This is a genomic window from Halobellus marinus (assembly GCF_032113415.1).
In the GTDB taxonomy this organism is placed as follows: Archaea; Halobacteriota; Halobacteria; order Halobacteriales; family Haloferacaceae; genus Haloquadratum; species Haloquadratum marinus.
The window spans coordinates 588,134-601,207 of record NZ_CP134946.1 but is presented as its reverse complement, the minus strand read 5'-3'; the positions used below and the strand labels follow the sequence as shown (position 1 = coordinate 601,207).

Here is a 13,074-nt window from a genome sequence, read left to right as displayed (position 1 = left end):
CGATGTCGACGAGGGCTACCGGTACGGCGCCAAGGATATGTGCCCGGTGGACGAACGGCGCGTATGAAGATCCGCTACGATCGGGAGACCTGCATCGGGATGTTCCAGTGTGTCGAGGAGTGGGACGCCTTCGAGAAGAACGTCGACGCCGGCAAGGCAGAACTCGCCGGCGGGGAGGAACTCGAGGAGGGCGTCTTCGAGCGCGAGGTCCCGGACGGCGCCGAACTCGACGCGGAGTTCGCCGCCCGCGCCTGTCCGGTCGACGCGATCGAACTGTACGACGACGGCGAACAGATAATCTAGCCGATCGGCGGCACCCACCGAAAACCAGCACAACCGTTATATACGTTCGCGAAGAGTTTTACTGCCGAGGGAAGTTATGAGCCGTCACAACCGCGGTCAGAACCTTTCGGAGTGGGCGGATCTCGTCGGAGCATCGCTGCCGGACTCCGTCGAGGATCTCGACGACGTGGGAGGAAGCGTCGACGCCTACGTCGAAACGGAGACCGGGGAACCGTTCGGGTACGAGTTCGGAGACGGGGAGCGGAAGGGATAGCTCGATCACACCCGCGCTGAACTCCCCGCCGCCGATCCACCAGACAGGCGTCCGTACGTGTCCGGCTTCACTTTCACCGTCGTCGGCGAACCCTTAACAGCGATGGCGCCGTATCGGGCGTGATGGCGGCCACCAACGACCCCGCGTACGTGGACCACCCGCTCCTGCGTCCGGACTTTATCGAACGCCGACTCTACCAGATCCGGCTGGCGGGGACCGCACGGGAGTCGCACACGCTCGTCTGTCTGCCGACCGGGCTTGGCAAAACCACCGTTAGCCTGCTCGTGACCGCCCACCGGCTGCAGGAGGTGGGCGGGAAGGTGCTCTTTCTGGCGCCGACGAAACCGCTCGTCCAGCAACACGCCGAGTTCTACCGCGAGGCCCTGGAGATCCCCGACGAGGAGATCGTCGTCTTCACCGGCGAGATCCGCCCGGAGGACAGGGCCGACCGGTGGACCGACGCGCGGATCGTCATTGCGACGCCGCAGGTGGTCGAAAACGACCTCGTCGGCAGTCGCATCTCGCTTGCGGAGGTCACTCACCTGACGTTCGACGAGTGCCACCGTGCCAGCGGCGACTACGCGTACGTCTACATCGCCGAGCGGTACCACGCCGACGCCGAGAACCCGCTCGTGACCGGGATGAGCGCCTCGCCCGGTGGCGACAAGGAGGCGATCTTACAGGTGTGTCAGAACCTCGGCATCGATCAGGTCGAGGTGATGACCGAAGATGACGCCGACGTCGACGAGTACACCCACGACACCTCCGTGGAGTGGGAGCGGATCGAGTTGCCCGACGAGATCCTCCAGATCCGCGACGCGCTCAACGAGGTGATCAAAGACCGCCTCCAGAAACTGAAGTCGCTGGGGGTGACGAACACGACCCAGCCCGACGTCTCACAGAAGCAGTTGAACCGGATGCGCGGGAAGTTACAGGAGTTGATGAACGCCGACAAATCCGAGGGCTACAAGGGGATGTCGACGCACGCGGAGGTGATGAAGCTCCGGCGGGCGGTCGAACTCGTCGAGACGCAGTCCGTCGAATCGGTCTGCCGCTACTTCGAGCGCCAGCGGAACGCCGCGCGGTCGTCTGGCGCCTCGAAAGCCAGCCAGCGGCTCGTCGCCGAACCGAAGGTTCGGGAGGCGATGCGACTCGCCGAATCGTTCGACGGCACCCACCCCAAGTTCTCGCGGGCGCGGATCCTGCTCGCGCAGACGCTCGGCATCGAGGGCGGCGAGCGCGTCATCGTCTTCACCGAGTCCCGCGACACCGCCGAGGCGCTGACGGACTTTCTCTCGGCGTCGTTCGACGTCCGCCGGTTCGTCGGGCAGGGCGACAAGGAGAGTTCCGAGGGGATGACACAGACGGAACAGCAGGAAACCCTCGACGACTTCCGGGCCGGGGAGTTCGAGGTGCTGGTCTCGACGTCCGTCGCCGAGGAGGGACTGGACGTCCCCGAGGTCGACCTGGTGCTCTTCTTCGAGCCCGTGCCGACGGCCATCCGCTCCATCCAGCGGAAGGGGCGGACCGGCCGACAGGCCGAGGGTCGCGTCGTCGTCCTGCTGGCAGAGGACACCAGAGACGAGGCGTACTTCTGGATCTCCCGCCGGCGCGAGAAGGAGATGGAGTCAGAGCTTCGGGAGCTGAAAAGCGTCGTCGGCGACATCGAGTCGGAACTCGATCCGCCCCAGCGGGACCTGGAGGCGTACGACGATAGCGACGGCGACAGCGACCCCGACGGAGCCGAGGGTAGCGGCACCGACAGCGACGGTGAGGGAACCGGCATCGACGCTGATGACACCGACAGCGAAGGTGGGGCTGACGTCGATGCCGATGACACCGACAGCGAGGGAACCGGAGCGGACGCCGACGCCACGGCAGCTGTCGCAGCCGATTCAGGGGGCGAATCGGCGTCTCGATCGACGGCCCAGTCGAACGGACAGGCTGGCCTGACGGACTTCGGCCTGACCGCGGAGGAAGTCGATCGAGCCCGCGGGGACGAACGGGACGGCGAAAGCGACACCGAAAGCGAGACGCCGGAGGAAGCGGGCGTCGACGCCGAACCCGAGAGTGAAGACGAAGCCGGGACCGACGACGGCATCGTCGCCACCGCCGAGGGCGACGAAGCGGAGACAGAAATCGTCGTCGACCAGCGCGAACTCGACGCCGCAGTGGCGAAAGACCTCTCGAAGCGCGACGGCGTCCGGACCCGCCTGGAGACGCTCGCGGTCGGTGACTACGTGCTCTCGGACCGCGTCGCCGTCGAGCGGAAGTCGGTTTCGGACTTCCTGGATACGCTCCTGGACGGCGAGCGCTCCCTGTTCGAGCAGATCGGCGACCTCGCCCGCGCGTACGCTCGCCCCGTCTTGATACTCGAAGGCGAGGGACTCTACGAGGAGCGCAACGTCCACCCGGGCGCGATCCGAGGAGCGCTCGCCTCGCTGGCGGTCGATTTCGACGTGAGCGTCCTACAGACCGGCGACGAAGGGGAAACCGCGGAACTCCTGCTGACGATCGCCGAGCGCGAGCAGACCGAGCGGGATCGGACCGTGAGCGTCCACGGGGAGAAGAGCGCGAAGACGCTGGCAGAACAGCAGGAGTACGTCGTCTCGGCGATCGCCGACATCGGCCCGGTGACCGCTCAGTCGCTACTCGACGAGTTCGGCACCGTCGAGGCAGTGATGACCGCCCGGGAGGAGGACCTCCGGGCGGTCGACGGCGTCGGCGAGGTGACCGCAGAACGGATCCGCGAGGTCGTCGGCAGCGAATACGAGTAGTGTGGGGCGAGAGACAGACGCGAGAAAGGAAGCGGGAAACTGGAGACCTGAGAGCCGGCGAAAGTGAGACGGAATTTACGCCGAGAGCGGCTTCGATGCGCCGGAAGTCGATTGCGCAGCGATGACGCCGTCCCGGATAACGCGGATCTCGTACCCGTCGATCTCGAACCGGATCTCGGAGACGCCGCGTGACCGCTGATCGGGCAACAACGCCGCGATCACGGCCTCGATGTCGACGGAGTCGGAGAGGGTCAGACCGTCGTCGATCCCATCGATCCCACGGACCGCATCAGTGAGTGCGACTAACAGTTCGTCTTGGGTCTCCCAGGTTTCGCGCGTGAGTACCGACCACGAACCGGACGAAGCGGGCTTTGGGTCGAAAGCTTCGGACATATCGGGGACTGAGCCCCCCGCAACTAAAAGGTGCGGTTCAAAATGTCGTTCCTGATAATCGGTCAGCGAGCGCCGGCGTCGATGCCATCGTCCACTCGGAGCAGATAGTACGGAGTCCGGTATCCCGGCCAGAGGGCCTACGCCGAGTCGCTGGGGCCCTCCGTGGATTCGCCGCTCCGCGCATCGTCGTCAGCCAGGGCCGCAGACTCGCCCGGGTGCAGTTCCCGTGACAGGAGCGTCGCCGACTCCACGAACAACCCGACGGCCAGCGGTCCCGCGACGACGCCGATGGGGCCGAGCGTAAGCACGCCGCCGAAGAAGCCGATGAAGTAGAGACTCCCGGGAATGTCGGCGGTCTGGCGGGCGAGTCGGGGACGGATGAGAACGTCGGGTAGCAGAGCGATCACGAATCCGCCGACCAGGAAGACGGCCACTCCCCGCAGCAGTTCGCCGACGGCGACGTGGTACGCCGCAAGCCCCGCGAGCAGGACACTCGGACCGACGATCGGGATGAACTGGAGGACCGCCGATACGGTCGCTAAAGCGATCACTGCCTCGTACCCGAGGAAGAAGAACACCGGGAGCGCGAGGACGAACGTTCCGAGCGCAGTCGCGGCCTGCAGCACGTAGATGGCGAACAGTGTCTCCCTGGCGCGGTCGTTCAGCGCCCTCGCGGCGTCGTGATAGGCGGAGGGAACGAGCGCGATCACGGCACGCTGGGCGTCTTCACCGTAGAACAGAAGCGAGTACACCAGAAAGACGAAGACGGTGACTTTGATGACGAGAACGGGGGCTGCTGTGGCCGCACGGCGCGCCGCCCGCTCGATGACCAGGATCGTAAATTCGCTGACGGCCTCGAGCGTGAGCGCGTACTCGAACCCGAAAAGGGAGATAGCGAGATCGTCGGGCAGCAACCCGAGAAGCGCCACAAGCGAGTCGGAACGGAAGTAGACGACCACGACGAGCGGAACGAAGACGAAAAGCGCCATCAGGAACGCACCGAAGGTCGCGCCCGCGCTTGCGATCCGGCGCGACTGACCGCGGGCGACCAACTCTCTGCGGAGCGGCCAGAGCACGTACGCGACCGTGACGGCGAAGAAGACGGTCCCCAGCACCGACTGGAGGAGGACCGACGCGAGCAGTCCAGCGAGGACGAACAGGCCACCGAGGACGTACCGTCTGTTGAGTGGCACGGTCGACTCTTACGGCGAAGTGACAAGAGCGTTACTTCCGTCCCGTCCTGTCAGACAGAAGTCCCACGATTTCAGTCCATCACCGTTAAATACCACCCAGTATGATTACCTGGTAATGAAGCGACGAACGTTCCTGCGCGTGGCCGGTGCTGGGAGTGTCGCCGGCCTCGCCGGGTGTGCCGGCAGCGACGGCGGAGCGACGGATACGGCGACCGACACGGAGGCGACAACTGAAAGCGACACGGCCACCGGAACGACCGCGGGGAGCACCGACTCCGAGCCGCCGGAACTGATCGTCTCGACGTACGGGGCGTTCGTGGACGCGCCGTCTACGAGCCCCGGGCCGTGGCTCAAGGAGACCTTCGAGTCGGAGTTCGACGCCACGCTCACGTTCGAGACGCCCGACAGCGAGATCAACCACTACATCGAGCGCGGCCTGCAGGGCGTCGACATCGAGGCCGACGTCTACGTCGGGCTCAACGTGGATATGCTCGTCCGGATCGACGACAAACTCGACGACGGGCTGTTCACGACCGTCGACGGCCTGGCGGGCCAGGACGACGTGAAGGAGTCGCTGCAGTTCGATCCCGACGGGCGGACCGTTCCCTACGACACGAGCTACGTCAGTATCGTCTACAACGAGACGATGGGCGAGGACGGCGAGTACGTCGCGCCGGAGACGTTCGACGAACTGCTCGACCCGGCCTTCGCGGGCGACCTGCTCACCCAGAACCCGACCGCGAGTTCGACGGGGAAGTCCTTCCTGCTCCACTCGATCAAAGCGAAGAGCGAAGACGGCTATCTCGACTACTGGCAGCAGTTGCAGGACAACGACGTTCGAGTGGTGGCCGACTGGGACACCTCCTACGATCTGTACACCGAGGAGGAGGCGCCGATGGTCGTCTCCTACTCGACCGATCAGGTGTACGCCAACCGCTACGACCAGGACATGGCGAAACACCAGATCCGGTTCCTGAACGACCAGGGCTACGCCTACCCCGAGGGGATGGCGCTGTTCGAGGGGACCGACCGACCCGAACTCGGCCGGCGGTTCCTCGAATTTATGCTCCGGCCCGACGTGCAGGGGGAGATCGCCCAGCGCAACGTCGCGTTCCCGGCGACCACGTCCGCCGAACTCCCCGAGGAGTTCGCGCAGTACGCCAAAGAACCGCCGGAAGGGGTCACTTTCACGTACGACGAACTCCGAGGCAACGTGAGTGAGTGGACCGAGGCGTGGGAACGACAGTTCGCGAGCAAGTGAGGACGGCGCAGACGAGGGTCGAGGTCTGAGAGCCGTGAATCCAGACGCCCTTCCGTCCGTGCCGGGTCGTCTACGCGCGTTCCTGTCGGCTGTCGAGGCACGGGCGCTCACGCTCGTCGCGGCGGCGACGGCGCTCGTGTTGCTCGTCGTCTTCTACTACCCGGTCGCGACGGTGTTCGTCGAGGCCGTCGTCGTCGACGGCCGTCCGACGGTCGAACCGCTCGTGTCCGTCCTCTCCTCGCGGTTCTACCTCGTCGACATCTTCGGGTTCACGGCGTACCAGGCACTGCTCTCGACGATCGCGTCGGTGGTCCTGGGACTGCCCGGCGCGTGGCTCCTCGCGCGCTTCGAGTTCTCCGGCCGGGAGACGCTCCGCTCGTTGACGATCCTCCCCTTTGTGATGCCCTCGATCATGGTCGCGATCGGGTTCGTCGCCACGTTCGGCAAGAACGGCACGCTCAACGCCATCCTGCAGACGCTCGGGCTGCCGACCGTCGAACTGCTGTTTTCGCTGCCGGCCATCGTGATCGCCCACGCGTTCTACAACGCGCCGCTCGTCGCGCGGGTGACGACCGCTGCCTGGGAGAGCGTCGACGCCTCGGCGATCGAGACGGCCCGGAGCCTCGGCGCGTCGCCGACGCGGGCGTTCCGCGACGTCGTCCTCCCGCAGCTTTTGCCCGCGGTCGCCATCGGCGCGACGCTGACGTTCGTGTTCACGTTCGCCTCGTTCCCGATCGTCCTCGCGCTCGGGGGCTTCCAACTCGCCACGGTCGAGGTGTTCATCTACTCCCGCATCCAGAACCTCGCGTACGCCGAGGCGGCCGCACTCGCGGTCATCGAGACGGTGATCTCCTTGGGGCTGACGTACCTGTATCTCCGTTACGAGGGGCGCCAGCGTGCATCCGGACAGGGTGCGCGTCCGCAGCCCCGGCGGTCGCTGTGGCCCGGGTCGTGGACACCGCGGGAGATCGGCACACGGGCGGGAATCGCCGTCTACGCCGTCGCCCTCGTCGCGGTGTTCGTCCTCCCGATCGCCTCGATGCTCCTGACGAGCCTGACGGGCTCGAACGGGGCGATCACGCCCGAGCACTACCTGTTCCTGCTCGAACGCCAGCAGACCGGCGCGTCGTACCAGGTTCGCCCCCTGCCGGCGATCCGGAACTCGCTGCTTTTCGGTGGCGCCACGCTGCTCGTCGCGGTGCCGATGGGAGTCGTCCTCGGCGTATTGACGACGCGGCAGTTCCGCGGGCGCGCCGTCGTCGACGCGCTGGCGATGGCGCCGCTCGCGGTCTCGGGGATCGTCGTCGGCCTCGGGCTCCTCCGGGGGCTCGTCTTCGGCGTCGAGGCGTTCGGCACGCGGATCCAGGTGACCGGGGCGCTCGCGATCATCGCCGCACACGCCGTGGGCGCGTACCCGTTCGTGACCCGCAGCGTCGCGCCGCTCTTGGGGAATCTCGATCCGCGACTGGTCGAATCCGCCCGGAGCCTCGGCGCGAGTCGCGTGCGGGCGCTCGTCGACATCGAGTTGCCGCTCGTCGCCGCCGGCGTCGTCGCTGGCGCGGCCTTCGCGTTCGCCATCAGCATCGGCGAGTTCGACTCGACGATCGTACTCGCGGAGGGGTCCAGCAGCTACACGATGCCCATCGCTGTCGAGCGCTACCTCGGCCGCCGGCTCGGACCGGCGACGGCGATGGGCTGTCTCCTGCTCGCAGTCACGAGCCTGAGTTTCGTCGTGATCGAGCGGTTCGGCAGCCGATACGGCGGTCGAGGGGGGTTCTGAGTATGCAATCAACACGCCACCGGGGGATCCACAGATGGAACTGACGCTCACGAACGTACGGAAGAAGTACGGCGAGGCGGTTGCGCTGGGCAGGGAATCCGCAGGGGTCGACCTGACCGTCGAGGACGGCGAGTTCTTCACGCTGGTGGGGCCCTCCGGGTGCGGGAAAACGACGACACTGCGACTCGTCGCCGGATTCGAACCGACGACGACCGGGCGCATCGCGTTCGACGGCCGGGAGATGGCCGGCGTGCCGCCCGAGGACCGAAACGTCGGCGTCGTCTTCCAGAACTACGCGCTCTTTCCGCACCTCTCCGTCGCGGAGAACGTCGCCTACGGACTCCGGTTCGACGACCCGCCCGGCGGGGAGAGCCGCGAGAAGCGCGTTGCGTCGCTTCTGGAACTCGTCGACCTCCCGAACACTGGGGAGCGGGATCCCACGGAACTCTCCGGCGGGCAACAGCAGCGCGTCGCCCTCGCAAGAGCGCTCGCACCTGGGCCCGACCTGCTGCTGCTCGACGAACCGATGAGCGCGCTCGACGCCCGACTCAGGGAACGGCTTCGGATGCAGATCAAGGAGATCCAGTCGACGCTCGGGATCACGACGCTGTACGTCACCCACGACCAGGAAGAGGCGCTTGCGGTCTCCGACCGCGTCGCGGTGATGAACGACGGTCGGATCGAGCAAGTCGGGACACCGCGGGGGGTTTACCGACGCCCGGCGACTCGGTTCGTCGCGGAGTTCGTCGGCGACAACAACGTGTTCGACGGCCGGGTCGTCTCCGTCGAGAGACGCACCGAGTCGACCGGATCTCCAGTGGAAACAAAGGGGGATTCGGAGACGGGTGGAGAGCGATCAACGGGCGAACTATACGCTGGCCGGATCGAGGCCGACGGGACGACGTTCGCGGTGACGACGGCGCGAGCGCTGGCGGTGAACGACCGGGTGACGTTCTGCGTTCGCCCGGAGCAACTGAGAGCGATCGACGACGGAGAGCGGCAAAACGGTACGGACGCGTCGAACCTGCTCGAAGCGTCAGTGTCGAAAACGGAGTTCCTCGGCGAGTCGACGCGGTCGTATCTGGAGTGGCAAGGACGGGAGTTGCGGGTCCGGTCACCGGACCCGCTCGACGGCGACGTCCGCGTGGGATTCGATCCGGGCGACGCACATCTCGTCGAAGTCGAGGGTGAGTAAGCTCGAAGCGCATCACTCCGGCGTTTCAGGGCGCGACGCCGACGGTGAGAAGTGTCCCGTAGGTCCGGTACCGTTCGACCATCGCCTCGCGGGAGTCCCACTCCTCGGTGGGGAACGCCTCGGCGGGCGGGATTTCGATCTCCCGATCCGGGATCGAATCCTGTTCGGCGACGTGGAGGCCCGCCTCGCGGAACGCCTCGCGGTACTCCGCCCGAGACCAGCGGGTCATCTCGATGTCGATGTGCTCCTGCCACGCGTGGGAGTGGACGTTCTCCTCGTAGTAGTTCACCGCGCAGTAGAACGTCCCGCCCGGCGCGAGGATCCTGGCGACCTCTTCGAGCGTGTGGCCCGGGTCCCGCGCGTAGTAGAACGCCTCCATACTCCAGATGTGGTCGATACTATCGGCCGCGAAGGGCAGGTCGTCGAAGTCGCCGACGGCGAACGCGACGTCCGAATCGTCCGTGTACGAGCGGGCGTTGCGCGCCATCGCGGGCGACCCGTCCAGCCCGTACACTCGGCCGGCGTCTTTCGTCTCTCGGAGTGCGCGGCCGGCGTACCCGCTACCGCATCCGAGATCCAGGACGGTGTCACCTGGTTCGATCGGCATCCGCGCGAGCGCGTGTTTCGCGGTGTGCCAGTGTCGCTCCTCCATTCCCTTGTCGCGCCCGTCGGCCGCCCAGGCGTCGAACTCGTCTCTGACGCTCATATCCCCCGATGATCCGGCGCGGACAAGAACCGTCGGGTTTCCTCCGGGTGCTTCGGACGGCGGACAGGTGCGTATCCCGGCGGTGAGAGCGGAGAGTATATCCTGTCCGGGGGAAGACAGGAGATATGGCTCGTGGCCGTCGGTTCGCGCTCACGGACACCGCACAACAGATCGTCGGGGGGTTCCTCCTCGCGGGGCCCTTCGTCGTCACCGAGGAGGTGTGGGTGCTCGCCGAGAGTATGTCCGTAGTGCAGGCGCTTTTCACCGTCGTCATCGTCTTCACGATCGGCTACGGCGCGCTGTACAAGGCCGACGACAGGGATCCCGATCGGGAATCCGACGTCGGCGGGGTGCCGCTGCGGTTCATCTCCCTGATCGCGGTCTCGTATCTCTCGGTGTTACTCCTCGCGGTCGCGTTCGACGCGCCGGGGACGTTTCTCGGCGGCACAGGGGCTGCATCCGGCGTGCTCTTCGACGGAGTAATCGACAGCGCGGTCGTCAAAACGACGGCGAAAGCAGTCAGTATCGGTGCCGTCTTCAGCGTGATCGGCGCGGCGACCGCCGACTCGCTGTACTGACACCCTCCCCCTGCGACCGGTTCCGAGCGTGAATACGCCCGAACGGCCCCGACTCGTCGGGATCAGTCGTCTGGAACGTGTGAGCGGATCCCCCGCACGGTTAAGTCGACAGGGCCGATTTGATCCGGTATGGATTACCAGCTCGCTATCGAGAACGCGCCGGACACCGTCCCCGGTGGCACAGGCATCTTACTGCTCCACCCGAGCATCGGCGAGACCGACCGGATCGACACCGACTTCTTCAAAACCGACACCGATCACTTCCTCATCGTCTCGACCCGGACGACCGCCAGGGAAGTCGAACAGAAACTCGAACACTACGACGTCGACGAGTCGCGGGCGGACATCCTCGATACGCTGTCGGTCGAGCGAGGGTACTCCCGCTGGCGGACTGACAACGTCCACTACGTCTCCGCGCCCGACGACCTCGACGGGATCGTGACGCAGGTGACGGACTTTCTGGAGTCCCACGAGGGCAAACTGCGGCTCAGCGTCGATTCGGTGACGGAACTGGCCTACTACGCCGACGTCGACGGGGCCTACGACGCCACCCGCAAGCTCCTCGATCTCCTCGATAAACACGACGCGGTCGGGCTGTTCCACCTCTCGAATGAGGTCCACGACGCGGAGACGATCCAGCGGTTCCGGGAGCTTTTCGACGGCGTGGTCGAACTGGATCTCGACGGGGGCGTCGAAGCGGATTTCTGATACTGATTACGCTCGTCTCTCCCCGCCAAGCGCCGTCGAGGGGGTGATGCTCGGCAGGAAACAGTGAGAGTAATCAGTATGACGCTGTCGGTTGTCGCGCCTGATGCAACGCCCATCGAGAACGCCGAACTGCTAGTGAGGTGATTGCCGGGCCGACTGTAGAACTTTTATTACCGCGGCAGCCATCGTTTCAGTAATGCTGCACAGCAAAGGACCACTGCTCTCTGTGGATCTCACAGCGCAGGACACACACACAGAGGATATCGACGACGTACTCGAATCGTACATCGGCGGACGAGGCGTGGGCACGAAACTCGTCCACGACCGCGTCCCGTTCGACGCCGACCCGCTCGGCACCGAGAACCGGCTCGTGTTCACCACGGGGCCGATGCAGGCCTCGCAGATGAGCTTCACGGGGCGGATGAACGCCACTGCGGTGTCACCGCTGACCGACGGGCTGCTCTCGTCGAACGCCGGCGGATTCATGTCGCGGCACTTCGCGGACACCGGCTACAGCGCCGTCGAGTTCGCCGGCGAGAGCGACGAACTCCTCGTCGTCCACGTCACCGACGAGGGCGTCGAATTCGAGCCGGTCCCGGATCTCGCGGGCGCCACCGTCCCCGAGACCTGCGAGTACATCCGCGAGGAGCACGACCTCGACGCGGACCACGTCGCGTGCATCGGGCCAGCGGGCGAAAACGAGGTCCGGTTCGCCTCGGTGATGACCACCGAAGAGCGGGCCTTCGGCCGCGGCGGCCTCGGAGCCGTCCTCGGCGCGAAGAACGTCAAGGCGGTCACCTTCGACGGCGACTCGGCCCCGGAGATCGAGATCCCGGCCGGACAGATGGAGATTCACCGCGAGGCCGCGACCGACGACCACATCATGAAAGAGCAGGGAACGGTCGCCGTGATGGATCTCGCAAACGAGAAGAACGGCCTGCCGTCGTATTACTTCTCGGAACAGTCCTTCGAGGGCGTCGAGGGGATCAACGGCAGCGCCGTCGCCGACAAGAAGTACAAGAAGGGAACCTGTTCGGCGTGTGCGTTCGCGTGCAAACTTCCGACGAGAGACGAGGAACGCGGCATCGAAACCGAGGGGCCGGAATTCGAGGTGGCGATGGCGTTCGGCTCCAACAGCGGCGTCGACGACATCGTCGACGTGATGAAGTCGAACCAGCTGTGCGACGAGTACGGTCTCGACGCCATCTCCGCGGGTAACGTGGTCGCCTCCTATCTCGCCGCCGAAGACGAGTTCGGCAACCGCGAACTCATCTGGGACCTCGTCGAGAAGATCGCCCACCGCGACGGCGTCGGCGACACCCTCGCGGAAGGGATCGACCGGACCCACGAGGAGTTAGGCGTCGAGAACTGGTCGGTCAAGGGAATGGACTTCGCGGCCCACGAGGGGCGCGTCCTCCACGGACAGGCGCTCTCCTACGCGGTGGCGAACCGCGGCGCCGACCACATGTACGCGACGTTCTACTCGGTCGAGTACCCGCTCGTCCCCAGCGACCAGGCGATGGAGCCCACCGGATTCGAGGGGAAGGCCGAACGGCTCGTCGAGCGGGAGAACCTGATGGCGCTCAACGACAGCGGCGTCGTCTGCAAGTTCTCGCGCGACTATATGTCGCCGGAGCGCTACGAGATGCTGTTCGACGCGGATTTCGAGGATCTGCTTTCGGTCGGCGACCGGACCGTGACGCTGGAACGGCACTTCAACAACCAGCGCGGCTTCGACGAGGGCGACGACACCCTCCCGTACGCCGAGGATCTGCCCGGGTTCGACGACGCACTCGTGGAGTACTACCAGGTCCGAGACTGGAACACGGACGGAACTGTCCCGAACGCGGCGCTTCCCTCGTAGGGAGCGAGGCGTTCGCCTCGGAGCTTTCGGACGCGGCGAGCCGGAGTATCACCGTAACTGGCG

12 protein-coding genes are annotated in these 13,074 nt (G+C 65.9%); 9 read left to right on the top strand and 3 right to left on the bottom strand.

Annotation, left to right across the window (positions count from 1 at the left end):
- Nucleotides 1-63: 63 nt before the first annotated feature.
- The 3 genes from RJT37_RS03055 (at nucleotide 64) to RJT37_RS03045 (ending at nucleotide 3,333) form a co-directional block, all read left to right on the top strand.
- The gene (locus tag RJT37_RS03055) at nucleotides 64-303 is read left to right on the top strand and encodes a ferredoxin (protein WP_313687695.1); all 240 of its coding nucleotides are present in this window, start codon (nucleotides 64-66) and stop codon (nucleotides 301-303) included.
- Between the two features lie 76 nt (nucleotides 304-379).
- Nucleotides 380-556, top strand: a complete 177-nt coding sequence (locus tag RJT37_RS03050; RefSeq protein WP_313687693.1) for a hypothetical protein — start codon at nucleotides 380-382, stop codon at nucleotides 554-556.
- 122 nt (nucleotides 557-678) lie between these two features.
- Entirely contained in the window at nucleotides 679-3,333 is a 2,655-nt protein-coding gene (locus RJT37_RS03045) for a DEAD/DEAH box helicase (protein ID WP_313687691.1), read from the top strand.
- A gap of 75 nt (nucleotides 3,334-3,408) precedes the next feature.
- On the opposite strand, the gene RJT37_RS03040 is transcribed toward RJT37_RS03045, so the two are convergent.
- Nucleotides 3,409-3,726 (bottom strand): hypothetical protein, encoded by a 318-nt coding sequence (locus RJT37_RS03040; RefSeq protein ID WP_313687689.1) that lies wholly within the window; start codon nucleotides 3,724-3,726, stop codon nucleotides 3,409-3,411.
- A gap of 137 nt (nucleotides 3,727-3,863) precedes the next feature.
- The gene (locus RJT37_RS03035; protein ID WP_313687687.1) at nucleotides 3,864-4,919 is read right to left on the bottom strand and encodes an AI-2E family transporter; all 1,056 of its coding nucleotides are present in this window, start codon (nucleotides 4,917-4,919) and stop codon (nucleotides 3,864-3,866) included.
- 115 nt (nucleotides 4,920-5,034) lie between these two features.
- Here RJT37_RS03035 and RJT37_RS03030 point away from each other — a divergent pair, with 115 nt between their 5' ends.
- From RJT37_RS03030 to RJT37_RS03020, 3 genes are read left to right on the top strand one after another with little or no spacing between them, the layout of a single operon-like run.
- A complete protein-coding gene (locus RJT37_RS03030) occupies nucleotides 5,035-6,180 on the top strand; it encodes a thiamine ABC transporter substrate-binding protein (protein ID WP_313687685.1) in 1,146 nt (381 codons plus the stop codon).
- Between the two features lie 34 nt (nucleotides 6,181-6,214).
- Nucleotides 6,215-7,960: an ABC transporter permease gene (locus RJT37_RS03025; RefSeq protein ID WP_390209085.1), complete on the top strand. Its 1,746-nt coding sequence runs from the start codon at nucleotides 6,215-6,217 to the stop codon at nucleotides 7,958-7,960.
- 34 nt (nucleotides 7,961-7,994) lie between these two features.
- Nucleotides 7,995-9,155: an ABC transporter ATP-binding protein gene (locus RJT37_RS03020; RefSeq protein WP_313687683.1), complete on the top strand. Its 1,161-nt coding sequence runs from the start codon at nucleotides 7,995-7,997 to the stop codon at nucleotides 9,153-9,155.
- A gap of 25 nt (nucleotides 9,156-9,180) precedes the next feature.
- Here the strand turns inward: RJT37_RS03020 and RJT37_RS03015 are convergent, their stop codons facing one another.
- Nucleotides 9,181-9,861 (bottom strand): class I SAM-dependent methyltransferase, encoded by a 681-nt coding sequence (locus RJT37_RS03015; RefSeq protein WP_313687682.1) that lies wholly within the window; start codon nucleotides 9,859-9,861, stop codon nucleotides 9,181-9,183.
- 125 nt (nucleotides 9,862-9,986) lie between these two features.
- On the opposite strand from RJT37_RS03015, the gene RJT37_RS03010 reads away from it, so the two are divergent.
- The 3 genes from RJT37_RS03010 to RJT37_RS03000 all read left to right on the top strand — a co-directional run bounded on the left by RJT37_RS03010 (nucleotide 9,987) and on the right by RJT37_RS03000 (nucleotide 13,011).
- Nucleotides 9,987-10,439: a DUF2391 family protein gene (locus RJT37_RS03010; protein WP_313687680.1), complete on the top strand. Its 453-nt coding sequence runs from the start codon at nucleotides 9,987-9,989 to the stop codon at nucleotides 10,437-10,439.
- 129 nt (nucleotides 10,440-10,568) lie between these two features.
- Nucleotides 10,569-11,147, top strand: coding sequence for a DUF7090 family protein (locus tag RJT37_RS03005; protein ID WP_313687678.1), 579 nt, complete (start codon nucleotides 10,569-10,571; stop codon nucleotides 11,145-11,147).
- A gap of 196 nt (nucleotides 11,148-11,343) precedes the next feature.
- Nucleotides 11,344-13,011 carry an aldehyde ferredoxin oxidoreductase family protein gene (locus RJT37_RS03000; protein ID WP_313687676.1) on the top strand — a complete coding sequence of 556 codons (1,668 nt, stop codon included), beginning with the start codon at nucleotides 11,344-11,346 and terminating at the stop codon, nucleotides 13,009-13,011.
- Nucleotides 13,012-13,074: the final 63 nt, after the last annotated feature.

Coding starts and splice junctions, on each gene's coding strand:
- RJT37_RS03005 (WP_313687678.1), top strand. CDS start 10,569: ATGGATTACCAGCTCGCTATCGAGAACGCGCCGGACACCGTCCCCGGT.
- RJT37_RS03040 (WP_313687689.1), bottom strand. CDS start 3,726: ATGTCCGAAGCTTTCGACCCAAAGCCCGCTTCGTCCGGTTCGTGGTCG.
- RJT37_RS03045 (WP_313687691.1), top strand. CDS start 679: ATGGCGGCCACCAACGACCCCGCGTACGTGGACCACCCGCTCCTGCGT.
- RJT37_RS03055 (WP_313687695.1), top strand. CDS start 64: ATGAAGATCCGCTACGATCGGGAGACCTGCATCGGGATGTTCCAGTGT.
- RJT37_RS03015 (WP_313687682.1), bottom strand. CDS start 9,861: ATGAGCGTCAGAGACGAGTTCGACGCCTGGGCGGCCGACGGGCGCGAC.
- RJT37_RS03010 (WP_313687680.1), top strand. CDS start 9,987: ATGGCTCGTGGCCGTCGGTTCGCGCTCACGGACACCGCACAACAGATC.
- RJT37_RS03000 (WP_313687676.1), top strand. CDS start 11,344: ATGCTGCACAGCAAAGGACCACTGCTCTCTGTGGATCTCACAGCGCAG.
- RJT37_RS03050 (WP_313687693.1), top strand. CDS start 380: ATGAGCCGTCACAACCGCGGTCAGAACCTTTCGGAGTGGGCGGATCTC.
- RJT37_RS03020 (WP_313687683.1), top strand. CDS start 7,995: ATGGAACTGACGCTCACGAACGTACGGAAGAAGTACGGCGAGGCGGTT.
- RJT37_RS03030 (WP_313687685.1), top strand. CDS start 5,035: ATGAAGCGACGAACGTTCCTGCGCGTGGCCGGTGCTGGGAGTGTCGCC.